Genomic DNA, 21,128 nt, shown 5'->3' with positions numbered 1-21,128 from the left:
GCAGAAGGCCCGGTGATCTGTCGCTGGACAGGCCGCCAAATGCAGGCATGATCCGGGTCATGCGTGATCTGAACATCAAGGCTGTCGAGTATTTCGAGACCGTCGCCCGGACCGGCACCGTCGGCGCGGCGGCAGCCGAGTTGGGCGTCACCCCCTCGGCCGTCAGCCAGCAGCTTCGACTGCTGGAGGCGCAGTTCGGTGTGCGCCTCTTCCGGCGCGAGCGGCGCAAGCTGATCCTGACGCAGGAGGGCGAGATCCTGTTCCAGACCGCCACCCAGGCCTTTGGCGCGATCCGCAATGCGCGGGGCGCGATCACAAGGCAGCGCGATCTGCGCAACCTGATCCTGCGCGTCAGTCCCAGCTTCGGGGTGCGCTGGCTGGGGCCACGCGTCGGCGCCTTCCTGTCGGCCAATCCGGGCTGGGCGATCCGGGTCGATGCGACGCAGGATTTCACCGCCTTTGACACCGAGGCCGTGGATTTCGACCTGCGCTACGGTCACGGCGAATGGGCCGGCCTGTCGGTCACGCAGGTCATGCATGATCTGGTCATGCCGATGTGCAGCCCCGATTATCTGGCGCGGCTGCGGGCGATTTCGGACGATCCGGTCACGCAATTGCGCCATGCCGTGCTGATCGACAGCGTCAAGGCGCAGTTCCGGTGGGATCTGTGGCTGGCGATGATGAGGATCGACCTGCCGGACCTGACCTATCCGATGGCCTTCGACCGGTCCTCGATGTCGCTGGAACTGGCGCGGCAGGGCATGGGGATCGCGCTCGACAGCGTCAATCTGTGCCTGGCCGATATCCGGCGGGGGGATCTGGTGCCGCTGTCCACGGATTATCCGGTGATCGACTTTCCCGCCTATTGGATGGTCTGCCCGCCGCGCCACATGAACCGGCGCATCGTCGCGCGCTTTGCCGACTGGATCGCCCACTGCGCCCGCGAGCACGAGGCCGAGGCGCGCGCCTGCCTGACGGGGCTGGGCTGCCGCTTTCGGGACGCCACGCCCCCCGGTGCGCCCTAGTAGATCGTCAGCACGGGCAGATATGAGATCAGCGCCAGGACCAGCAGCGCGACCAGATAGAAGGGCAGAAGCGCGCGCACGACCTCTCCGATCCCGACGCGGGCGATCCCGGCCGAGATGAACAGCGTCGTGCCGACCGGCGGTGTGTAAAGCCCGATGGACAGATTCACGACCATCATCAGCCCCAGCTGCACCGGGTCCATCCCGATCGCCTGTCCGATCCCCACGAAAAGCGGACCAAGCAGCAGGATCGCGGCCGGAAGGTCGAGGAACGCGCCCACGATCAGCATGACGAGGTTCAGCGCCAGGATGATCATCCAGGGTTCGCTGATCGTCGCCGTGACCCAGATGGCCAGGTTCTGCGGCACGCGCTCGGCCGTCAGAAGCCATTGAATCGTGGACGAAGCCATGATGATCAGCATGACCGCGCCGGTCATCACCGCCGTCTCGACCGAGGCGCGCCAGATCGCGCGTGGTGTCAGGTCGCGGTAGATCAGGCCGCCGATCACCAGCGCATAGGCGACCGCCATGACGCTGACCTCGGTCGGGGTGGCCACGCCAAAGCGCAGCGTGCCGATGACGAAGACGGGCATCAGCAGGGCGGGAATGGCCATCAGAAGCTGGCTGCGGAAGGCGCGAAAGCCGCCTTCCAGCGGTGCGCGGGGCAGGTCGCGGCGCCGTGCCACCCACCAGACGCAGCCGAACATGCCAAGGCCCAGCATTACACCCGGCAGGATGCCCGCCACGAACAGGTCGATGATCGAGACATTCGCCACAAGCCCGTAGAGGATCAGCGGAATGGATGGCGGGATCAGAACCGAGATGGTCGAGGACGAGGCATTCACCGCCGCCGCGAAGCCCCCGGGATAGCCCGCGCGTTTCTGCACCGGGATCAGCGCGTTGCCCATCGCCGTCGAATCCGCCACGGCCGACCCCGAGACGCCCCCGAACATCACCGAGCCGATGACGCTGACCTGTCCCAGACCGCCCCTCAGGTGGCCGACGAAAAGCCGCGCGATGTTCACGAGGTATTCGCCGAACCGCCCCTGCATCATCAGGCTGCCGGCCAGGATGAAGAACGGGACCGCCAGCATCGGAAAGCTCTGTGTCGGCGAATAAAGACGCTGCGCGATGACCGCCAGCGGGCGGCCCTCGATCCACAGGGCAAGGGCGGTGCCGCCCACCATCGCCAGCGCAACCGGCACGGCCAGGACCATCAGGACGGCGAAGACGACGATCATGATCGTGCTCATGGCATGTTCCTCAGCTCAGGCTGTTGCGGCCGGCGTCGCGGTCCCAGGTCAGGGTGCCGGCCAGCACGCGGATCAGGTCCAGCGCGGCGATTACCGCCATGCCGCCGAAGGCGAAGATCAGGCTGGCATAGCCCCAGATCTGCCGGATCCCCAGGGTAGACAGGGTCTGGAACTGGGACGCGCGCAGGATCGGCTGGCTGCTGACCAGAACCGAGACCGCGATCACCAGGATCAGCACCTGAACCAGCGCCAGCAGCGCCCGCGCGGCTCTGGGTCCCAGAACGCCCGGCAGCAGCGTCACGGCGATGTTGGCGCCCTGCGCGGCGGCGACCACGACCCCGCCCGCCACCAGCCATGGCAGCAACAGGGCGTGGATCTCGTAGGCCCATGCGATGCCGCCCGAGAAGCCGTAGCGCAGCACCACATTCACCAATAGGGCCACGAACATCACGCTCAGGCAGGCGACCGCGATCAGCTTTCCGGTCAGCGTCACCAGAAGCGTCAGCGCATCCGCCGCGCGAAGCAGGGGGGACGCGCCCCCCTGCCGATCGTGCGAAGCCGTCACTGACCGACCGCCGCACGCAGGGCGGCGACCAGATCCGGGTAGCGGCTGGCATAGGCGTCATAGATCGCCGAAGTGGCCTCGATATAGGCATCGCGGTCGGCCTCGGCGAAGGTCACGCCCTCGGCCTCCATCTGCGGGCGCAGCGTCTGTTCGGCCTCAAGCGACAGGTTGCGCTGGATCTCGCCGGCCTCGGCGGTGGCTTTCAGCGCGCAGTCCTGCGTGGCCTCGTCCAGCCCCGACCACCAGGCCAGCCCCGCGACGACGGGCGTCGCCTCGTATTTGTGGCCGGTCAGGGTGATGAACTTGGTGATCTCGTGGATCTTCGAGGAATAGATATTCGTCAGCGGGTTCTCCTGGCCGTCGAACACGCCCGATTGCAGCGCCGTCGGCAGCTCCGAAAAGGCCAGAGGCGCGGGCGAGGCGCCGAGCGCGGTGAAGATGTCGATGGTCATCTGGTCGGGGGGCGTGCGGATGTTCATGCCCGCGACATCCGCCGGGTTCGGCACGGTCTTGGTCATGTGGCTGACATGGCGGATGCCGTTATCCCAGAAGCCCAGCACCTTGAGACCCGAGGCCTGCGCGCGTTCGTCCAGCATCTGCCCGACCTCGCCATCCAGCACCGCCCAGGCCGAAGGCAGGTCCGCGAACAGGAACGGCAGGCCCAGAAGGCCGATCTCGGGAACGATCTGCGACATGGCGCCCTGGCTGTTCGCCGTGACCTGGATGATCCCGGCGCTGGCCGAGGTCAGCATCTCGACATCATCGCCCATGGTCGCGGCGCCCGCGACATTGACGGCGGTGCCGGTGCAGGCGGTGAATGCCTCGCCCCAAGCGATCGCGGCGACGTCACGCGGATTGCCGGGCGCCGCGCCGTGGGCAAAGATGACCTCTTGCGCGGCAAGCGGTCCGGCGATGGCCGCCGACAGGGTCAGCGCCGTCATCAGCTTGAATTTCATGATATCCTCCCATGTGGTTGTGGTTTTGCCCGCTGGCCCCTCCATTGGCCAGCGTGTCTTTGCGCGTCAGTGGATCAGTGAGCCTCCGTTCACGTCCACCTCGGTTCCGGTGCAATAGGCCGCGAGGTCCGAGGCCAGGAACAACGCGCAGCCCGCCACGTCGCTGGCCTCGCCCGCCCGGCCCATCGGGATGCCGGCCAGAATGCCGCTCATCATCTCGGGGGTCAGCTTGCCGCCGGTGATGTCGGTGGCGATGAAGCCCGGGCATATCGCGTTGATGCGGATCTGGTCGGGCGCGAATTCGCGCGCCATCGCCTTGGTCAGGCCCAGAATTCCGGCCTTTGCGGCCGAATAATGCGGACCGCCGAAGATCCCGCCGCCGCGCTGCGCACTGACCGAGGACAGGTTCACGATGCTGCCCGACCGCGCGCGCTGCATGACCGGGATCACCGCCTGGCTCATGTAGAGCGTGCCGCGCAGGTTCACGTCCAGCACGGCGTCGTAATGGGCGGGCTGGATCTCGAGCGATTTCAGGGGCTGGGTGATGCCCGCATTGTTCACCAGAATGTCGATGCGGCCCCAATCCGCCGTCAGCCGCTCGGCGACCGCGCGGCACGCCGCCAGATCGGTCACGTCGCAGGCCAGGCCCAGATGGTCCGCGCCCAGATCGGCGGCCGCCGCCCGGGCCGCGCCCTCGTCCAGATCAAGGATCGCCACACGCGCGCCATGTTCGGCAAAAAGCCGCGCCGTCGCCTTGCCAAGACCGCGCGCCGAGGCCGCGCCGGTGATGATCGCCGTCTTTCCGTCAAGAAGCCCCATGGGCGTTTCTCCTGTCATTGGGGGCTAGAGCCAGCCCCGGATCGTCTCGGCCACCCGATCCACCGAGAGGCCGTACATGTCGTGAAGCGTCGGCAGCGCGCCGGCTTCGAGGAATTCGTCGGGCAGCCCGATCATGCGGAAGCGCGGTGTGACGCCCGCCTGCATCAGCGTCGCGGCCACGGCCTCGCCCAAACCGCCGATCACGGTGTGGTTCTCGGCGGTGACCAGCAGGCGGCCCCTGGCGGCCTCGGCCAGGATCGTGTCGCGGTCCAGCGGCTTGATCGTGGGCACATGCAGGACCGCCACGCCGATCCCGTCCGCCGCCAGCCGCTCGGCCGCGTCCAGCGCCCGCATCGTCATGATCCCCGTCGAGACGACCAGCACGTCCCCCCCCTCGCGGATCATCTGCGCGCGTCCCAGCTGGAACCGGTAATCGGGCTTGTGACGGCGGATCACGTCGGGAACCCTGCCGCGCAGCAGGCGCGCATAGACCGGACCGGGATGGGCGGCCATGGCCGGGACCATGCCCTGAATGTCCGCCGAATCGCAGGGGTCGATGATCGTCATGTTGGGCAGGCCGCGAAAGATCGCCAGATCCTCGGTCGCCTGATGGCTGGGGCCGTAGCCCGTCGTGAGGCCCGGCAGGGCGCAGCAGATGCGGACGGGCAGGTTTTCCTCGGCGATGGCCATGGCGATGAAGTCATAGGCGCGGCGGCTGGCAAAGACGGCATAGGTCGTGGCGAAGGGCATGAACCCCTCGCGCGCCAGTCCGGCGGCGGCGGACATCAGCAGCTGTTCGGCCATGCCCATCTGGTGGAACCGATCGGGCATCTCCTGCGCGAGGATGTGCATGTCGGTGTATTTTGCCAGATCCGCCGACAGGCCCAGGACGCGCGGATCGCGGCGGGCCAGATCGACAAGCGCGTGACCGAAGGGGGCCGCGACCGTGTCGTAGCCTTCGGCCGAAAGCGAGGCGATCATGGCCGAGGTCGCGGCGCGCGGCCCCTCGGGCAGGCGGCGGGGTTCGTATTTGCGGGCCATGCTGGCATGGGTCATCGGATCTGTCCCTCGTCGAGGATGGCCAGCGCGCGGTCCCATTCGTCAGGCTCGACGCGGACGAAATGGGTGATCTCGCGCGCCTCCAGAAAGGGCACGCCCTTGCACATCACCGTGTCACAGATGATCGCGCGCGGTTGAGGGCCGGGATGGGCGCGGGCGGTGTCAAAGGCCATGCGGACAGCCTCGATGTCGTTGCCGTCGATGCGCTGGACGTGCCAGCCGAACGCCGCCCATTTGTCGGCGACCGGCTCCGCGGTCAGGACCTGCGTCGAGGGGCCGTCGGCCTGCTGGTCGTTGAAATCGACCAGGCAGATCAGGTTCGACAGCCCCTGCGCCGAGGCCGACATCGCGGCCTCCCAGGTCGAGCCCTCGCCCAACTCGCCGTCGGACATGAGGTTGATCACGAAGGCCGGGTTCTTCTTGCGCTTGAGCCCCATCGCCATGCCGACCGCGATGCCGAGGCCATGGCCCAAAGAGCCGCCCGTGATCTCCATCCCCGGCGTGTAGGAAGCCATGCCCGACATGGGCAGGCGGCTGTCATCCATGCCATAGGTCTCGATCTCGTTCTCGGGGATGATCCCGGCCTCGATCAGGGCTGCGTAAAGCGCGATGGCGTAATGGCCGATGGACAGCAGGAACCGGTCGCGCCCCTCCCATTCGGGGTTTTCGGGGCGGTAGTCCATCGCGTGGAAATAGGCCACCGCCAGAACATCCGCGATGCCGAGCGCCTGGCCGATATAGCCCTGCCCCTGCACCTGCCCCATGCGCAACGCGTGGCGGCGGATCGCCCAGGCCCTGCGCTCCAGCGAGGTGTTGGGCCGGTTCTCTGGCCTGGTCGTGGCGTTCATGGCTCCTCCTGCCGGTCGGCATGTCCGATGGGCAGACGGTAGCGGGCTGGGCGCGCTGCGTAAGGTCGAAAAAATTAATCAGCTGCGTAGAAAAACTAAATTGAAGCGGCGCGCTTTGCGGGCAAATCTGCGCGATGCCCGATCAGGGGCAGGGTAAGGGGGGCGCGCATGAAACTGGGTCTGGGCAGCTATGCCTTTCGCTGGAACATCGGCATCGGGGACCAGCGCCCGGCGCGGCCGATGAGCGCCTTCGATCTGCTGGACGAGGCCGCCTCGCGCGGCTTGGCGGTGGTGCAATATGCCGACAACCTGCCGCTGGACCGGCTGAGCGAGAGCGACCAGCACCGTCTGGCCGAACGCGCCGCCGCGTGCGGCATCGCGCTGGAGCTGGGCACGCAATGCTTCGACGCGGACGAGGTGGCGCGCTATCTGGGGATCGGACGTCGCCTGAACGCCCGCATTCTGCGCGTGGCGCTGGACGAGGCCGATGCGCATCTGCCGGTCGCCGATCTGGCCGAGCAGCTGCGTCCCCTTCTGGAGCAGGCGCGCGCGGCGGACATCCGCATCGCCATCGAGAACCATTTCAACTATCCCTCGCCGCGCATGGTCGAATTGCTGGAGCGGGTCGCCGATCCGCAGCTGGGCGTCTGTCTGGACGTCGCCAATTCGATCTGCGCGGGCGAATGGACCGAGGAAACCGTCACCCTGCTGGCGCCCTACACGATCAACCTGCATCTGAAGGATTACATCATCCAGCCCGATCCCCATGGGGTGGGTTTCCGCATCCGGGGCGTGCCTCTGGGGCAGGGTCGGGCGCCCCTCGAATGGGTGCTGGCGCAACTGGCCCATTGCCCGCCCGAGACCAGCTGCATTCTGGAACATTGGCTGCCTCTGGGCGACGGTCTGGCCACCGCGCAGGCGCAGGAGCGCCCGTGGCTGGATCAGACCGTCGCCCATGCGCGCCGCATCGTCACCTGAGGAGGAGGGGACCATGACCGACCACCCGACCAAGCGCCTGCTGAACGCGCCCGAGGATATCGTGACCGAGGCCCTTGCCGGCATGATCGCCGCCCACCCCGACATGCTGGCGCTTGAGGGGCCGACGGGCCGCGCCGTCATCGCCGTGGATGGCCCGCGCGACGGCAAGGTGGGCGTCGTGATCGGCGGCGGCTCGGGGCATGAACCTGCCTTTGCGGGCTATGTGGGCCGGGGTCTGGCCGATGCGGCGGCGGTGGGCAACGTCTTTGCCTCTCCCGGGCCGCAGCAGGTCATGGACGCGGCGCGCGCGGTCGAAGGCGGCGCGGGCGTTCTGTTCCTTTACGGCAATTACACCGGCGACGTGATGAATTTCGACATGGCCGCCGAGACCTGCGCGGCCGAGGGCATTCCCGCCCGATCGCTGGCGGTGACCGATGACGTCGCCTCGGCCCCTGCCGGGCGCGAGGCCGAACGGCGCGGCATCGCGGGCGACTTCTTCGTCTTCAAGATCGCCGGTGCCGCGGCTGATGAGGGGCGCGACCTTGACGCCTGCCTTGCCGCCGCCCGCGCCGCGAACGACGCGACTCGCTCGATGGGGGTCGCGCTGACGCCCTGCTCCATGCCGCAGACCGGGCAGGCGCATTTCCGGATCGAACCCGACCGGATGGAGATCGGCATGGGCATCCATGGCGAACCCGGAATGCGTTCGGCACCCCTTGGCCGGGCCGACGATCTGGTGGACGAACTGATGGCCGTGATCGCCGCCGATCTGGGGTTGGAACCTGGGCAGCGGGTCGCGGTGCTGGTCAACGGTCTGGGCGCGACCGGAATGCTGGAGCTTTACGTCCTGAACCGCCGCGTCGCCGCGTTTCTGGCCGAACGCGGGATCGCCGTGCATCGGACCTGGGTCGGGGAATACTGCACATCGCTGGATATGGCGGGGGCCTCGATCACGCTGATGCGGCTGGATGATGATCTGACCCGGCTGCTGGACCGGCCCTGCCGGACGCCCGCGCTGACCGTGGGCGACAGCCCGACGCCTGTGGCACGCCGTCACCCCCGCGCAAGCCGCGCCGAGGCCGAGGTAGCGCCACAGGCTGAGCGTGCGAGCCTCGTGACCGAAGGCACCGTCACGCCGCAGGCCTTCGAGGCGATGATGCGCGCCGCGGCCCGCGCCATCGGCGAGAACCGCGACTGGCTGTCGCAACTGGACGGCGTCATCGGTGACGGCGATCACGGCATCACGATGGAGATCGGCTGGACCGCCATCCAGCGCGCGCTGGACGACCTGCCGTCCGATGCGACCATCACCCGGATGTGCCAACACATGTCGGCGGCGTTTCTGGATGCCGTGGGCGCTTCGACCGGGCCGCTTTACGCCAGCGCGTTCCAGCGCGCCGGGGCGGCTGTGGCGGATCGGCTGAACCTGGACGGGGCGGCCATGGCGCTGTGGGTGCGGGGGATCTGCGACGGTATCCTGGCGCGCGGCGGGGCGGCGCCGGGCGACAAGACCATGATCGACGCATGGCTGCCCGCCGCCGAGGCCGCCTCGGAGGCTGCGGGCGGCCCGCAGGCGCGGCTGCTGGCCGCTGCCGGCGCCGCCCGGCAGGGACGCGACCGGACCGCGCTGATCGAAAGCCGTCGGGGACGCTCGGCCAAGCTGGGGGCAAGGTCGCTTGGCCATGTCGATCCGGGCGCGGCATCAGCGCATGTGATCCTTGCCGCGATGGCCGAGGTGGCGCCGTCCTGAACGCCTCCGATCCGGCTGCGGCGCATGTCCGGGGACGGCCTGTTCTCAGAAATCCGGGAACATGCTTGGCCTCGGGCTGTTGCATGGGCCGCAGCAAGGAAAGGAGAACAGGATGAAAAACCGCCTCACCGGATTGTTCACGGCCTCGATGCTCTGCACGACCGCAGCCGTCCCGGCGCTGGCGCAGCAGCAGGCCGGGCAGGACGCGCAGGCTTGCACGCAGCTTGGCCAGGTCGTCGAGGGTAATGACAGCTTTCAGCAGGAATGGCTTGACGAGGCATCTGAGGCCGCGCGTGGCGACGATCCGCAGCTTTGCGCCCGCTACGTCGCCCAGGCCGAGCAGACGCTTGCCCAGGGCGATGAGGCCGAGCGGGTCGAAGGTCGCATCGTCGTCTCGCAAGAGCCGCCGCGCGTCGCCGTCGAGCAGCCAGCCCCCGAGGTCGACGTGACCCAGCCCGAGCCGCGCGTCTCGGTCGCCCAGCCTCAGCCCGAGATCATCGTGCGTCAGGTGCCGCCGACCATCCGGATCGACATGCCCGAGCCGGTCGTCACCGTCGACCAGCCTCAGCCCGAGATCATCGTCCGTATGCCCGACCCGCAGGTCGCGGTGGACACGCCCCAGCCGCGGATCGACGTGAATCAGGCCCAGCCCCGCGTCAGCGTCGAACAGGGTGAGCCCGAGGTCGATGTGGCTGTCGATGACGCGGCCACCGATGAGCCCCGGCAAGAGCCCGACGTGCAGGTCAGCCAGGGCGACCCGCAGGTCCGACTGCAGCAGGGCGATCAGGCCAGCGTCGATCTGCAACAGGCCGAACCCCGTGTAAGCTACGAGGCAGCCGAGCCGCAGATCCAGTTCTCTGGCAGCGGCGAGCCGCGTGTCCAGTTTACCGAAAGCGGCGAGCCCGACATCTCGTTCGAGGGCCAGCAGCAGGCTGAAGGGCAGCAGCAACCCGCCGGGCAGCAGCAAGGCCAGCAGGCCGAGGCCCGGCAAGGGGAAGGGGACGACTGGCGCGGCGGTCGTCAGGCGATGTCCGCGCCTCAGGTCCGGTTGCAGGGCTACGAACGCGCCGAGGCGGCTGCGCTGTCGCTTGACGACCTGATGGGCGCCGAGGTCTATGGCGCCGGCGACAACAATATCGGCACGGTGCAGGACGTGGTCGCCTCGCAGCAGGGACAGGTCGAGTATGTCGTCCTTGACGTGGGTGGCGTTCTGGGGATGGGCGCCCATCCGGTTGCGCTCGGCATGGACGAGGTCTCTGTCATGCATGACGGCGGCGACGATCTGCGCGTCTATGTCGGCGCGACCCGCGAGCAGCTTGAGCAGCTGCCCGAATATCAGGGCTGATCGCCAGCCTGTGGCCGGGGGCGGACGCGTCCCCGGCCTTTTTCCCGACGGAGGCCTCGATGTTGTTCGACGATTGGCACGGCATCCTGCGCGTTCTGGTCGTGGGCGTCGCCGCCTATGGCGCGCTGATCGTGATGCTGCGCGTGTCGGGCAAGCGGACCCTGTCCAAGATGAACGCCTTCGACCTGATCGTGACGGTGGCTCTGGGCTCGACCTTGGCGACGGTTCTGCTGAGCGCAGACGTCCCACTGGCCGAGGGGGTCGTGGCGCTGGCCCTGCTGGTCGGGCTGCAATTCGCTATCACCTGGCTATCCGTGCGATCGGCCTGGTTCCGTGGCGTCATCAAGGCAGAGCCGACACTTTTGGTCCGCGATGGCGGCCTCTTGCCGGATGCGATGCGTTGCCAGCGCGTCACTGCCGAAGAGATCGACGCGGCCCTGCGGCAGAGCGGTCGTCAGGGGCTGGATGGCGTTCGCGCCGTGATCCTAGAAACCGACGGCACGCTGTCCGTGATCTGAGCTAGGCCAGATCCCGCAGCCGGGCCGCGCTGCCGGGCAGGCGGGCCAGACTGGCATCCATCCGCTCGCGCCAGCGCGGGCCGCGGGACCGGGCGTCCTCCAGCGCGTCGCGCAGGTCGTCGGGGCGATCCTCGGCCAGAATGTCGATCAGATGCGCCGCCTGCGCGCGGTCCTTGCGGGCCTTGGCGCGGTCGGGTCCGTCGCGGCGACGATCCGCGACGATCAGCTTGTGGATCGCGAAGCGCTCGGGCCGGGGGATCTGGACCAGAACCCCCGACCGATAGAGTGCCAGCGCCGGGATCGGTTCCGCGATCAGGTAATTCAGATAATTCAGCCCTTGTGCGCTGACGCCAAGCGCGGGCAGCGGCTTGACCTCTTCCGCGCCGAAGGCGGGGGTCAGGAATTCGACCATCGCTTCGCCCCGGTTCTGGCGCCATTTCCAGACCTGACGGTCATGGACGCCCGGCACCGGGTCGAATTTCAGCGATTGCAGGATGTCGCCGGGATTGGCCTCGACCGTGTCGCCCAGGGCGACGGACAGCCGCTCGAAGCTTGCAAAGTCGATATCGCCGGTCTGTGCCAGCTCGTCGCTGTCGAAACGTACGCCCAGCTCGCCCTGATAGAGCGCATAGGCGCCCGTCCCGACCAGCGTTCCGCCCAGCCGGAACACCCCCGCCCGCGCAAAGGCCAGAAGCAGCGATCCGGTGTCGCGGTCGGTCGTGATAAAGCCCTCGGCGCGCAGGACGCGCGCCAGCCGGGCCATCGTCGCCCGCCGCGCCTCGGCCCCGGCCTTCAGTTCGGCGGCGCGGGCCAGCCGGGCGCGCAATTCGGGCGTGCCCTCGCCCAGATAGCGGCTTTTCATCTGGGTGCCGATGCGGAACTTGTCGTAGAGATAGACCCGCCCGCCGCGCGCCCGCTCTTCGATGCTGCCGATCAGGTCGGAGGCGCTTTCATCAAGATGCAGCCGCAGCAGGTCCTGATAGGCGACCTGCGCCGCGCGGGAATGAGAGGTGATCGTCATGGTCTGCCTTGGCATGTGCAGCAAATAACATCTTGCTGCACATCGGGCAAGTGTGCAGCAAGTTCATTCCTGCTGCACACGAGGGCGGACCGCTACCAGCGCAGCAGTCGCTGGCCGGCCAGCGCGCCCGCAGCCGCCGCGATCAGAATGGCCAGCCCATACCAGGTGATGAAGAACAGCGGCGAATCCTCGGTGCAGTAAAGCGCATAGCCCGACGCCGCCCCCGCCGAGGCCGCGATGCCGATCAACGCCCCCGTCCTCGCCGGGCGAAGAGAGGCACCGCGCCGGAACAGGGCCAGCCCGGCGATGATCGCAGGCGCCGACAGCGCGGTGATCGCCGCAAGACAGCCGGCGGGGCTGCCGCCGCCGATCAAGGCTGGCAGCACGGAGCCCGGAGCGGTCCGGGCCAGCGTGGCGGCCAGGATCGCAAGCGCGGCCGCGGCGGGGACGAGCAGCGCGCCACCGCCGATCCGGGTGGCGGGTCGGGCGGAACGCAGCGCCAGAACCAGTGCTGTCGCGGCGACGACCAGGGGCAAGAGCAGTTTGGCCAGCACCTCGGGCGCAAGGACCGCCTGCGCCAGATCCGCACGTGGACCCGCGACCAGCAGAAAGGCGCCAAGGCTCAGGACCAGCGCCAGCAGCATGGGCCGCGCGATCGCCGCCGTCAGGGGCGGCGGAGCCGGGCTGGCGGCCAGGCTGCGGATCAGCTCGTCGGTTGCGGGTCGCTGTGTCATTTCATCCTCTCGGCCAGCGCGACAAGGCGCTTCATGGCGCGGTGCAGGGCGACGCGGGCGGCACCTGTCGTCACGCCAAGGCCCGCGGCGGCCTCTTCGGGGGTCTTGCCCTCCAGCCGGATGGCGCGCACCAGCGCGGCGCCCCGGTGGTCGATCATGCCCAGCATCCGTTCCGCATCCCGCGCAGCCAAGGGTGTCGGGCCTGGATCAGCCTCGAGCATGTCCTGAAGATCGTCGATCGGCAGATGCAGCCTGCGGCCCCGCTTGCGGAAGGCGTCGACGACCTTGTGCCGCGCCACCGCATGTAGCCAGGGCCGAACCGGGCTGGCGCCGTCCCATGTGCCGCGCTTGAGATGAATGGCCAGCAGCACCTCTTGCAGGACATCCTCGTGCTGGTCGGGCGGCAGGCCGTGGCCGCGCGAGCGGATCAGCGCACGCAGGGCGGGGGTCACTTCGGTCAGAAAGCGCAGGAAGGCCGCGCCGTCGCCCTGATTGGCGCGGCGCAGCAGATCGTCCCAGTGCCGGTCCCGTTCCAGTCGCGCCTCCGCCTTTGGTCGAACCAGCCTAGCGTCACGGCCCGGGACCGGGCAATGGCGCAGGACGCATATCACCAGGTTGTGCGCTTGCGCCGGCCGACGCCTGAGGCGACGATCTGCTGCGCGCCCATGCGGAGCGCGGCGGCGTCAGGGCGCATGGCAGGCGGTTTCCTGCGCTTTTGCGCGCCCCGCCAGGCCGCCCCGCGTTCGAGGCGCGTTGCGAATGCGGTTGCGTGCAGGCGCCGGGATCGCGGCGACAGCCAGCGCGACGCCTGCCCCCGCAAGGGCCAGCGGCGTTCCGGCCGCTTCCAGCGCGGCCCCGAAAAGCGGCGCGCCAATCATCTGGCCGATGGCGATCAGCAGGAAGGGCAGGCCGATCCCCAGATCCGGGCGATGCGGAAAGAGCGCGATCCCCCAAAGCAGCAGCGCCCCGCAAGAGACGATGTAACCCGCCCCGAACAAGCCCATCGCGGCATGAGGCAGCAGTTCGGCCAGGGGTGCAGCCGCCAGCGCGGCCATCGACAGGGCCATCAGCGTCAACGAAACGCGGTGGATTGCGGCGAGGCCGAAACGGTTCGCGCCCGGTCCGGTCGCCACGCTCAGCAGACCCCCCGCGCCCATGATCAGCCACGCCAATGCGATCCGCTCGTCGTCGAAGTCCAGATCCTGCCGCAGGATGTCGGCCCCGAAGGTCCAGATCGCCGTGCTGGCCACCCCCATCAGTGCCGCGGCGATGGACAGGGCCACAAGGCCTCTTGGCCATGCCCTCGCCTTGCCTTGCGCGGCGGCCTCTGGCGCGTGGCCCGGCATCGCGCGCCACAGCCACAGCGTCACCACCGCCGCGATCGCTGCAAAGCCCAGATAGAGGTCGCGCCAGGCCTCGGCAAAGGCCAGCGCCGGTAGCGCGGACAGGATGATCCCGGCAGCCGTCCCGGCATTGATCGCGCCGTTGGCGCGCGGCCGGTCGCTGGCCGGCACGCGGCACGCCACCGCCGCCGCAAGCGGGGGCGAGGCCAGCCCGGTGCTGATCCCTGCCAGCCCCATGGCCAACCCCAGGGCAGGCGCCGAACCCGCCACCGCCATCAGCCCCATGCCAAGCGTCGCGCATAGCCCCGAGGCGACCGCGACCGCCCGCGGCCCGCTGCGCGGCACGGCGAAGAACGCTGCGACCACGCCCGCGCAATAGGCCGCGAAGGCGGCACTGCCGATCCAGCCCGCCACCACCGTATCCAGTTCCAGATCGGCCCGGATCTGCGGCAGAAGCAGGCCATAGGCGAACCGCGCAAGCCCGTAGGCCAGCGCGGTGAGGGCGAAACTGGCGCCGACCAGATTGGCCCGGCCAGCGCGCATGTCGGTATGGCCGCGAGAGCCTGCACGCCCCACGGCATTGCCCGTCTGTCGATTGTCCATTCCGTTACGACACCTTCATTCCTTGCCGCGCGCCCCGCGTCGTTCTGGCAGGGGCTGGCCTAGTCGTCGATCTGCTCGGCCTCTTCGCGCGCCTCGGTCATCGGGGCGGGCTCTTCCTGGGTGGCCCATCCGCCAAAGACCATCACCGCCACCAGCAGCAGAAAGCCGCCGGGGATCAGCGCGTAAAGCAGCGAACGGGGCATACCGCGCTTGGGGTCCGGTTGGGGCGCGGGCTTGCCGGCAGGCTTGCGGCCGCCTTGCGGTTTTCTGGCCATCGAAGGCTCCTTTTCCAGAAGGTCGGCGGCTGTAACCAGCGTCGCGCCGGGATGTTTCCGCCTGTGTCCGTTTCTCTGGGTCACCGGCCGTGGCTTCGGGGCATTTCAACTCTGGCGGGAACCAGCGCAGAGCGGTGCGGTTGTGGTCAACAAGTCGCAGGAACCGCGGGCCACAGTCGGGCAGGCGGGGCGCGACCCCTGATCGCAAAGGACGAGAACGATGCCCGAATTCGAGGTCTCCGCCATCGATCTGACCATTGCCGGGCTTTATGTCGTGATCGTCCTTGCCATCGGGCTTTGGCTGAGCCGCGGCCAGAAGGACAGCGAAAGCTATTTTCTGGGCGGGCGAGGGGCGGTCTGGCCGGTGATCGGCATCTCGCTCATGTCGGCGAACCTGTCGGGCACATCCTTCGTGGGTCTGGCCGGGGCGGGATATGGCGACGGGATCGCGGTCTGGAACTACGAATGGATGGGGACGCTGGTCCTGATCTTCTTCGCGCTGTTCATCCTGCCCTTCTACCTGCGCAGCAAGGTCAACACGATGCCCGAATTCCTCGAGCAGCGTTATGATCGCCGTGCAAGGCGGGTTTTTGCGGGGTTCTCGATCTTCACGGCGATCTTCATCGACAGCGCGGGCGCTCTGTTCGCGGGGGCGCTGACGATGCAGCTGCTCTTTCCCGACATCCCGCTTGGCACGCTGATCGCGGTCATCGCGGCGCTTGGCGGGGGTTACGTGATCTTCGGCGGGCTCAAGGCCGTGATGATCACCGACACGATCCAGGGCGTGCTGCTGCTGATCGTCGGAACGATCATCTTCGTGATGGTCTTCATGGAGCTGGGCTCGTCATGGGAGGCCGTGCGCGCAGCCGCGCCCGAGGGCGGATTCACCATCGCAAAGCCCGCCGATGACGATTTCCTGCCCTGGCCGGGCATCTTCACCGGCGTCATCTGGCTAAGCTTCTACTACTGGACCACCAACCACGTCGTCGTGCAGAAGGTCCTGTCGGCCAAGGATGTGAACCATGGCCGGTGGGGCGCCTTGCTGGCGGCCTCCTTGCAGGTGCCGTTCCTCTTCATCCTGATCCTGCCGGGCCTGATGGGGCGCGAACTCTTCCCCGATCTGCAGGACCAGGATCATATCTGGCCTGCCCTGGTCTTTGAACTGCTGCCCATCGGCCTGCGCGGCCTGGCGCTGGCCGCCCTTGTCGCGGCGCTGATGTCCACGATCGACTCGGTCCTGAATGGCTCGGCCTCGATCGCGGTCAACGATTTCATCAAGCCGCACAAGAAGGATTGGAGCGACAAGCGCATGTTGCTGGTCAGCCGCCTGCTGGTCGGAGGCTTCATGATCGTGGCCGCGCTCTGGGCGCCGGTCATCGGCAGCTTCGGCGGCATCGTGGAGTATTTCCAGTCCTTCCTGGGCTATGTGACCATGCCGGTCGTGGTGGTGTTCCTGGCGGGGCTGTTCTCGGCGCGCCCGCCCCGAGAGGCGGCCTTCTGGACGCTGTCACTGGGCATCCCGGTCGGTCTTGCGGGCTTTGCAATCTTCGAATTCGCGGAGCTGATCGACCTGCAATTCCTCTATGGGACAGGGCTGATGCTGCTCTTGTCGCTGGCGATCCTGACCTTCGTCACCCTGCGCGGCGAAGCGCCCGAGCTAGAGGCCGAGACGACGTTCAGCAGGCAGACCTGGCAGGACGAGACGCAGGAATTGGCGGAACTGCCGAAATGGCAGAACCCGCGCGTTCTGGCGGTGGCACTGGTCATCGGCACGCTGGCGGTCGTGGTGATGTTCATCTGAAGCATGGTGCCGCGCGCTTGCCGTGGGTCCGGGCAGCAATGGCCCATGCCTATGGCCGCGACCCCGTCCAGCGCCGGTTCCTGGGCCCTACCTACACCAGACCCAGGATCAGCGGTATGCCGATCAGCGCCGCGATCACGGCGGTTTGCGCCAGAAGCATCACGATGGCCGCCGGGCCAACCTCTGCCAGGCGCGCCAATGCGGTCTTCATCCCGACCGCCGCCACCGCCGCGACGAGAAGCGCGCGAGACGCGGTCGATGCCGCATCCGTGACCAATTCGGGGATGAGATGCGCCGAATTCGCGGCCGCCAGCAGCAGGAAGGCCAGCACGAAGCCGGGCAGCAAGGGCGGGCGCGCGCCAGAGGCGGCGCTGGTCCGGCGCAGCGCCAGGCTGGCGATCAGCACCACCGGCGCCAGCAGCGTCACGCGGATCAGCTTGACCACCGTGGCGATGTCGCCGGTGCCCTCGGACACGGAATAGCCCGCGCCCACGACCTGTGCGACGTCGTGGATGGTGCCGCCCAGAAACAGCCCTGTCCGATGGGGGTCGAGGCCCAGCCAGGCCGCCAGGATCGGATAGAGGATCATGGCCACAGTGGACAGGGCCGTCACGGTGATGACGGTGAAGGACAGGTCGCGTTCCGAGCGCTCTCGTTGCGGCAGGACCGACGAGATCGCCATCGCCGCCGATGCCCCGCAGATCGCGACGGACCCGCCCGTCAGCATCGCGAAGGCCCGGTCCTGACCCACCCGCCGCGCCACCGCGACCGAGCCCAGGATCACCGCCGCGATCGAGCCCGCGATCAGTGCCACGAAGGGCCAGCCGATCGCCGAGACCATGTCCAGCGACACGCGCAGACCCAGCAGCGCCACACCGATGCGCAGCAGCCCGCGTGCGGCAAAGTCGATGCCGGGGGCCGCGCGGGCATCCTCGGCCAGAAAATGCAGCGGCATCCCCAGCAGGATCGCCATCAGCATGACCGGCACGCCGTAATGGGATGATAGGAATTGCGCAGCCATGGCGACGACGACGGCCAGCATGACGCCGGGCGCAAGCACGCGCAGTCGGGCGGGCAGCAAGGGATTGAGAATGTGCATGAGGCAGGATTCCGGAGTGCTGAGCCCGCGGCGACGCAGGCCCAGACGGTATGCCCGGGAGGGGCGGGGAAGGGGGGGCGCGGGCGCCCCCCGGCCCGGTGTTACTGGATGTCTCGGGCGCGCTCTTCGTTCACCGCGGCTTCGGCCTCGGCCACGGCATCGCGGAACCGGGTCAGGATCTCATCGCCGCCGCTGACGGACGATGCGAACCACGCATAGACCGGCTCGGCCGCTTCGGCAAAGGCTGCCCGTTCCTCGGGGGTGGGGACATAGACCTCGCCGCTTGCGGCGGCAAAGGCCTCGTAGGCCGGGATGGATTTGCGCTTGGGCGAGGCGAAGGTGGCCTGTTGCAGCGCGTAGAAGCCGTCAACGACGATCTGGCGCATATCCTCGGGCATGGCGGTGAAACTGTCATTCGACATCCACCAATAGGCGCCCATGTAGGCGTGCTGGTCCAGCGTCATGTAACGCAGCCCGGCCTCGGGGAAACGCATCGACATGATGTCGGTGATGCCGTTCGCAGTGCCTTCGACGACGCGCGTCTGAAGCGAGGTGAACAGCTCGGGCCAGGGGATCGGCGTCGGCGAGGCGCCCATCGCGCGCGCCAGTTCCTGCGGCAGGTCCGCCACCACGGTCCGCATCTTCAGCCCGGCCAGATCGGCGGGCGTCTGGATGCGGCGCTGCGTGTTGGCGTAGCTGCGCCAACCGCCGGTATTGCCGATCGTCATCAGCCGCAGCGTGTCGCCGCTGTCCTCCAGCGCGCGGTCGCGCAGATAGCGCATGAAGTCGCCCGACAGCACCCGTTCCGCGACGCGGTCGTCGGCCATCATATAGGGCATGTCCAGCACCTGGAAATACGGGAACAGACCCGCCGCCCCGTCCAGGGTCGAGATATAGACATCGATCGAGCCGTCGGCCACGCCCTGCAGGCATTCCGCCCCGTTCGAGCAAAGCTGCGTGCCCATGTAGATCTCGACCTCGATGGCGCCGTTCGAGGCGGCCTCGACATGGGACTTGAAGACCTGCAGGCCGTCGTAATCCTCGTCCTCCTCGTTGGAATTGGCGACGGCGCGGATCGTGTAATCCTGCGCAAAGGCCGGCGCGGCCAGCGCCAGTGCCGCCGCAAGGGCCAGTGTGGTTTTAAGCATCGGTATCTCCTCCCGTTTTATGTAAGGCTGTCAGTCCGCGAACCCGGTCAGGCGCGGAATGGTCATGGACAAGGCGGGGAAATAGGTGATCAGGAAGATCACCAGGATCTCGACCGCCAGGAATGGCAGGATCGCGCGGGCGATGGTGGTCACGCGTTCCTTCGAGACGGCGGCGGCCACGAACAGCACCAGCCCCATCGGTGGCGTCGCCAGACCCACGGTCAGGTTGACGCACATGATGATGGCGAAATGCACGCTGTCCACGCCCATGCTTTCAAAGACCGGGGCGAGGATGGGCGCCAGGATGATGATTGCAGGCCCCGCATCCAGGAACATGCCCACCACGAACAGCAGCAGGTTGATCAGGAACAGCAGCAGCAGCGGGTTCGCCGTCAGCCCCAGGATGAAATCGGCCATGATCTGCGGCGCATGGGACAGCGACACGACCGTCTTGAAGGACATCGCCGCCCCCACAAGCAGCAGCACCACCGCCGAGGTCAGCGCCGCGCGGCCCAGCACGTCCGGCAGTTCCCCCGGCCGCATCGTCCGCAGCACGAAAAGCGAGATGACCATCGCATAGAGCACCGCCACCGCAGCGGCCTCGGTGGGCGTGAAGATGCCGCCCAGGATGCCGCCCAGGATGATGATCGGCGTCAGCAGCGGCCAGAATGCCTTGAGGCTGGCGCGACCGCGTGCGGCCCAGGGCTGGCGCGCCGAGGCGATGGGGAAATCGTAGCGGTCCGCCATGACCTTGATCACCGCCATCAGGCCCAGCCCGACCATGACCCCCGGCACGATGCCCGCCAGAAACAGCGCAGCCACGCTTTCGCCCATGACATAAGCATAGATGATCATGATCCCCGAGGGCGGGATGATCGGCCCGATCACCGAGCTGGCGGCGGTGATCGCGGCGGCGAAGCGGCGGGTATAGCCCTGTTTCTCCATCGCCGGGACCAGCATCGAACCAAGCGCCGAGGTATCGGCCACGGCCGAGCCCGACAGCCCCGCGAACAGCATCGAGCTGAGCACGTTGACATGCGCCAGCCCGCCCCGCAGGTGCCCCATCAGCGCCTGCGCGAACTCGACCAGCCGCAGCGTGATGCCGCCTCTGTTCATCAATTCGCCCGCCAGCATGAAGAACGGGATCGCCATCAGGGGAAAGCTGTCCATCCCGTTATAGAGATTGCGGTAAAGCAGCGTCAGGTCGCGTTCCTGACCGTTCAGCCACAGGATGATGCCCGGCGCGGCCAGCATCCCGAAAAAGACCGGCAGGCCCAGAAGCAGAAAGAACAGGAACAGCGGCAGGAACCAGATCAGCATCAGTCGACCCCCCGCGCGCCGGTATCCATGCCGTCCCCGGTGGGGATCGGCGGCAGGTCTCGCACGCCTGCCATCTGCGCCAGATTGCGCAGGATCAGTTCGACATTGACCATGATCAGCAGGACCAGCCCGACCGGAATCGAGGCCATCATCCAGGACCGCGGCACCCGATACCATTCCGACAGGTCCAGCGAGACCGGCACGAACAGCGAGGCGCTGGCAAAGCGCCCGCCAAGGCCCGTCACCTCGCGCCAGCCGATCTGCAGCGCGACGACCAGCACCACAAGCGAGATCACCAGCAGCACCACATTCAGCAGCCGCGCCAGCAGGACCGGCAGCAGCAGCGGCACGAAGTCGATCGCCACGAAGCCGCCGCGACGAAAGGCCGTCGGCGCCATCAGCCCGGTCATCCACATCATGCAAAAGCGCGCGGCCTCGTCCGGCCAGGCCAGCGCGCTGTTCATCACATAGCGCTGAAAGACCTGCAGGATCGTCACCGCCACCATGATCGCAATGGCGACGATGCCGACGGCGCGGCCTAGTCTCAGCACCGTTTCGTTGATCCGGGACAATGGCCGGATCACAGCCTCTAACAGGCTCATACTCGTTCCCCCCTCTGCCGCCGCGCCTCCCCGCGCGAGGCGTTTCACTTGACCGAGATGTCGGCG

The 21,128-nt window shown here is 67.9% G+C and carries 21 protein-coding genes; 6 read left to right on the top strand and 15 right to left on the bottom strand.

The genetic code is table 11. The annotated features are described in order from the left end of the window. On the top strand, positions 1-1,025 hold a 1,025-nt coding region (locus ACTZWU_RS16100; RefSeq protein ID WP_444738381.1), incomplete at its 5' end, for a LysR family transcriptional regulator. Here ACTZWU_RS16100 and ACTZWU_RS16095 read toward each other — a convergent pair. The 6 genes from ACTZWU_RS16095 to ACTZWU_RS16070 form a co-directional block, all read right to left on the bottom strand. Beyond that, on the bottom strand, positions 1,022-2,278 hold the full coding sequence (locus ACTZWU_RS16095) for a TRAP transporter large permease (protein ID WP_444738380.1): 1,257 nt from the start codon (positions 2,276-2,278) through the stop codon (positions 1,022-1,024). The two genes, ACTZWU_RS16100 and ACTZWU_RS16095, sit on opposite strands and share 4 nt — an antisense overlap. Positions 2,279-2,288: 10 nt before the next feature. Further along, on the bottom strand, positions 2,289-2,843 hold the full coding sequence (locus tag ACTZWU_RS16090) for a TRAP transporter small permease (RefSeq protein WP_444738379.1): 555 nt from the start codon (positions 2,841-2,843) through the stop codon (positions 2,289-2,291). Beyond that, complete coding sequence (locus ACTZWU_RS16085; protein ID WP_444738378.1) at positions 2,840-3,799, bottom strand: TRAP transporter substrate-binding protein; 960 nt, start codon at positions 3,797-3,799, stop codon at positions 2,840-2,842. Before ACTZWU_RS16085 ends, ACTZWU_RS16090 begins: the two co-directional genes overlap by 4 nt. A 66-nt stretch (positions 3,800-3,865) precedes the next feature. Continuing rightward, the gene (locus ACTZWU_RS16080) at positions 3,866-4,618 is read right to left on the bottom strand and encodes an SDR family NAD(P)-dependent oxidoreductase (RefSeq protein ID WP_444738377.1); all 753 of its coding nucleotides are present in this window, start codon (positions 4,616-4,618) and stop codon (positions 3,866-3,868) included. A 24-nt stretch (positions 4,619-4,642) separates the two neighbouring features. Further along, a complete protein-coding gene (locus ACTZWU_RS16075; RefSeq protein ID WP_444738376.1) occupies positions 4,643-5,674 on the bottom strand; it encodes a transketolase family protein in 1,032 nt (343 codons plus the stop codon). After that, a complete protein-coding gene (locus ACTZWU_RS16070) occupies positions 5,671-6,525 on the bottom strand; it encodes a transketolase (protein WP_444738375.1) in 855 nt (284 codons plus the stop codon). Before ACTZWU_RS16070 ends, ACTZWU_RS16075 begins: the two co-directional genes overlap by 4 nt. A 168-nt stretch (positions 6,526-6,693) precedes the next feature. Here ACTZWU_RS16070 and ACTZWU_RS16065 point away from each other — a divergent pair, with 168 nt between their 5' ends. The 4 genes from ACTZWU_RS16065 to ACTZWU_RS16050 all read left to right on the top strand — a co-directional run bounded on the left by ACTZWU_RS16065 (position 6,694) and on the right by ACTZWU_RS16050 (position 11,116). After that, the gene (locus ACTZWU_RS16065; RefSeq protein WP_444738374.1) at positions 6,694-7,503 is read left to right on the top strand and encodes a sugar phosphate isomerase/epimerase family protein; all 810 of its coding nucleotides are present in this window, start codon (positions 6,694-6,696) and stop codon (positions 7,501-7,503) included. Positions 7,504-7,516: 13 nt separating this feature from the next. Then, complete coding sequence (dhaL, locus tag ACTZWU_RS16060; RefSeq protein ID WP_444738373.1) at positions 7,517-9,253, top strand: dihydroxyacetone kinase subunit DhaL; 1,737 nt, start codon at positions 7,517-7,519, stop codon at positions 9,251-9,253. A gap of 112 nt (positions 9,254-9,365) precedes the next feature. Continuing rightward, positions 9,366-10,598, top strand: coding sequence for a PRC-barrel domain-containing protein (locus ACTZWU_RS16055; protein ID WP_444738372.1), 1,233 nt, complete (start codon positions 9,366-9,368; stop codon positions 10,596-10,598). A 59-nt stretch (positions 10,599-10,657) separates the two neighbouring features. Further along, positions 10,658-11,116 carry a DUF421 domain-containing protein gene (locus ACTZWU_RS16050; RefSeq protein WP_444738371.1) on the top strand — a complete coding sequence of 153 codons (459 nt, stop codon included), beginning with the start codon at positions 10,658-10,660 and terminating at the stop codon, positions 11,114-11,116. 1 nt (position 11,117) lies between these two features. Here ACTZWU_RS16050 and ACTZWU_RS16045 read toward each other — a convergent pair whose 3' ends face one another. The 5 genes from ACTZWU_RS16045 to ACTZWU_RS16025 all read right to left on the bottom strand — a co-directional run bounded on the left by ACTZWU_RS16045 (position 11,118) and on the right by ACTZWU_RS16025 (position 15,092). Then, positions 11,118-12,137 (bottom strand): nucleotidyltransferase family protein, encoded by a 1,020-nt coding sequence (locus ACTZWU_RS16045; RefSeq protein WP_444738370.1) that lies wholly within the window; start codon positions 12,135-12,137, stop codon positions 11,118-11,120. Between the two features lie 92 nt (positions 12,138-12,229). Continuing rightward, positions 12,230-12,871: an NrsF family protein gene (locus ACTZWU_RS16040; protein ID WP_444738369.1), complete on the bottom strand. Its 642-nt coding sequence runs from the start codon at positions 12,869-12,871 to the stop codon at positions 12,230-12,232. Beyond that, a complete protein-coding gene (locus ACTZWU_RS16035; RefSeq protein WP_444738368.1) occupies positions 12,868-13,482 on the bottom strand; it encodes a sigma factor in 615 nt (204 codons plus the stop codon). The genes ACTZWU_RS16040 and ACTZWU_RS16035 overlap by 4 nt, the downstream gene beginning before the upstream one ends. A 72-nt stretch (positions 13,483-13,554) precedes the next feature. Then, positions 13,555-14,817, bottom strand: coding sequence for an MFS transporter (locus tag ACTZWU_RS16030; RefSeq protein ID WP_444738367.1), 1,263 nt, complete (start codon positions 14,815-14,817; stop codon positions 13,555-13,557). Positions 14,818-14,876: 59 nt separating this feature from the next. After that, positions 14,877-15,092: a hypothetical protein gene (locus tag ACTZWU_RS16025; RefSeq protein WP_444738366.1), complete on the bottom strand. Its 216-nt coding sequence runs from the start codon at positions 15,090-15,092 to the stop codon at positions 14,877-14,879. Positions 15,093-15,312: 220 nt separating this feature from the next. Between ACTZWU_RS16025 and ACTZWU_RS16020 the strand changes: the two genes are divergently transcribed. Next, on the top strand, positions 15,313-16,893 hold the full coding sequence (locus ACTZWU_RS16020; protein ID WP_444738365.1) for an SLC5 family protein: 1,581 nt from the start codon (positions 15,313-15,315) through the stop codon (positions 16,891-16,893). A 91-nt stretch (positions 16,894-16,984) separates the two neighbouring features. On the opposite strand, the gene ACTZWU_RS16015 is transcribed toward ACTZWU_RS16020, so the two are convergent. From ACTZWU_RS16015 to ACTZWU_RS16000, 4 genes are all read right to left on the bottom strand, one after another. Next, the gene (locus ACTZWU_RS16015; RefSeq protein ID WP_444738364.1) at positions 16,985-17,992 is read right to left on the bottom strand and encodes a YeiH family protein; all 1,008 of its coding nucleotides are present in this window, start codon (positions 17,990-17,992) and stop codon (positions 16,985-16,987) included. 101 nt (positions 17,993-18,093) lie between these two features. Further along, a complete protein-coding gene (gene dctP, locus ACTZWU_RS16010) occupies positions 18,094-19,140 on the bottom strand; it encodes a TRAP transporter substrate-binding protein DctP (protein WP_444738363.1) in 1,047 nt (348 codons plus the stop codon). Between the two features lie 30 nt (positions 19,141-19,170). After that, positions 19,171-20,460 (bottom strand): TRAP transporter large permease, encoded by a 1,290-nt coding sequence (locus tag ACTZWU_RS16005; protein WP_444738362.1) that lies wholly within the window; start codon positions 20,458-20,460, stop codon positions 19,171-19,173. Continuing rightward, positions 20,460-21,062, bottom strand: coding sequence for a TRAP transporter small permease (locus ACTZWU_RS16000; RefSeq protein WP_444738361.1), 603 nt, complete (start codon positions 21,060-21,062; stop codon positions 20,460-20,462). Before ACTZWU_RS16000 ends, ACTZWU_RS16005 begins: the two co-directional genes overlap by 1 nt. Positions 21,063-21,128: the final 66 nt, after the last annotated feature.

The sequence above is a fragment of the Paracoccus sp. NSM genome, from assembly GCF_052379855.1.
GTDB lineage: Bacteria > Pseudomonadota > Alphaproteobacteria > Rhodobacterales > Rhodobacteraceae > Paracoccus.
This window is presented reverse-complemented; position numbering and strand designations above follow the sequence as displayed.

Excerpts from the sequence above, each read along its gene's own strand:
- ACTZWU_RS16095 (WP_444738380.1), bottom strand. The coding sequence starts at position 2,278 with ATGAGCACGATCATGATCGTCGTCTTCGCCGTCCTGATGGTCCTGGCC.
- ACTZWU_RS16085 (WP_444738378.1), bottom strand. The coding sequence starts at position 3,799 with ATGAAATTCAAGCTGATGACGGCGCTGACCCTGTCGGCGGCCATCGCC.
- ACTZWU_RS16080 (WP_444738377.1), bottom strand. The coding sequence starts at position 4,618 with ATGGGGCTTCTTGACGGAAAGACGGCGATCATCACCGGCGCGGCCTCG.
- ACTZWU_RS16075 (WP_444738376.1), bottom strand. The coding sequence starts at position 5,674 with ATGACCCATGCCAGCATGGCCCGCAAATACGAACCCCGCCGCCTGCCC.
- ACTZWU_RS16070 (WP_444738375.1), bottom strand. The coding sequence starts at position 6,525 with ATGAACGCCACGACCAGGCCAGAGAACCGGCCCAACACCTCGCTGGAG.
- ACTZWU_RS16065 (WP_444738374.1), top strand. The coding sequence starts at position 6,694 with ATGAAACTGGGTCTGGGCAGCTATGCCTTTCGCTGGAACATCGGCATC.
- dhaL (WP_444738373.1), top strand. The coding sequence starts at position 7,517 with ATGACCGACCACCCGACCAAGCGCCTGCTGAACGCGCCCGAGGATATC.
- ACTZWU_RS16055 (WP_444738372.1), top strand. The coding sequence starts at position 9,366 with ATGAAAAACCGCCTCACCGGATTGTTCACGGCCTCGATGCTCTGCACG.
- ACTZWU_RS16050 (WP_444738371.1), top strand. The coding sequence starts at position 10,658 with ATGTTGTTCGACGATTGGCACGGCATCCTGCGCGTTCTGGTCGTGGGC.
- ACTZWU_RS16045 (WP_444738370.1), bottom strand. The coding sequence starts at position 12,137 with ATGACGATCACCTCTCATTCCCGCGCGGCGCAGGTCGCCTATCAGGAC.
- ACTZWU_RS16040 (WP_444738369.1), bottom strand. The coding sequence starts at position 12,871 with ATGACACAGCGACCCGCAACCGACGAGCTGATCCGCAGCCTGGCCGCC.
- ACTZWU_RS16030 (WP_444738367.1), bottom strand. The coding sequence starts at position 14,817 with ATGGACAATCGACAGACGGGCAATGCCGTGGGGCGTGCAGGCTCTCGC.
- ACTZWU_RS16025 (WP_444738366.1), bottom strand. The coding sequence starts at position 15,092 with ATGGCCAGAAAACCGCAAGGCGGCCGCAAGCCTGCCGGCAAGCCCGCG.
- ACTZWU_RS16020 (WP_444738365.1), top strand. The coding sequence starts at position 15,313 with ATGCCCGAATTCGAGGTCTCCGCCATCGATCTGACCATTGCCGGGCTT.
- ACTZWU_RS16015 (WP_444738364.1), bottom strand. The coding sequence starts at position 17,992 with ATGCACATTCTCAATCCCTTGCTGCCCGCCCGACTGCGCGTGCTTGCG.
- dctP (WP_444738363.1), bottom strand. The coding sequence starts at position 19,140 with ATGCTTAAAACCACACTGGCCCTTGCGGCGGCACTGGCGCTGGCCGCG.
- ACTZWU_RS16005 (WP_444738362.1), bottom strand. The coding sequence starts at position 20,460 with ATGCTGATCTGGTTCCTGCCGCTGTTCCTGTTCTTTCTGCTTCTGGGC.
- ACTZWU_RS16000 (WP_444738361.1), bottom strand. The coding sequence starts at position 21,062 with ATGAGCCTGTTAGAGGCTGTGATCCGGCCATTGTCCCGGATCAACGAA.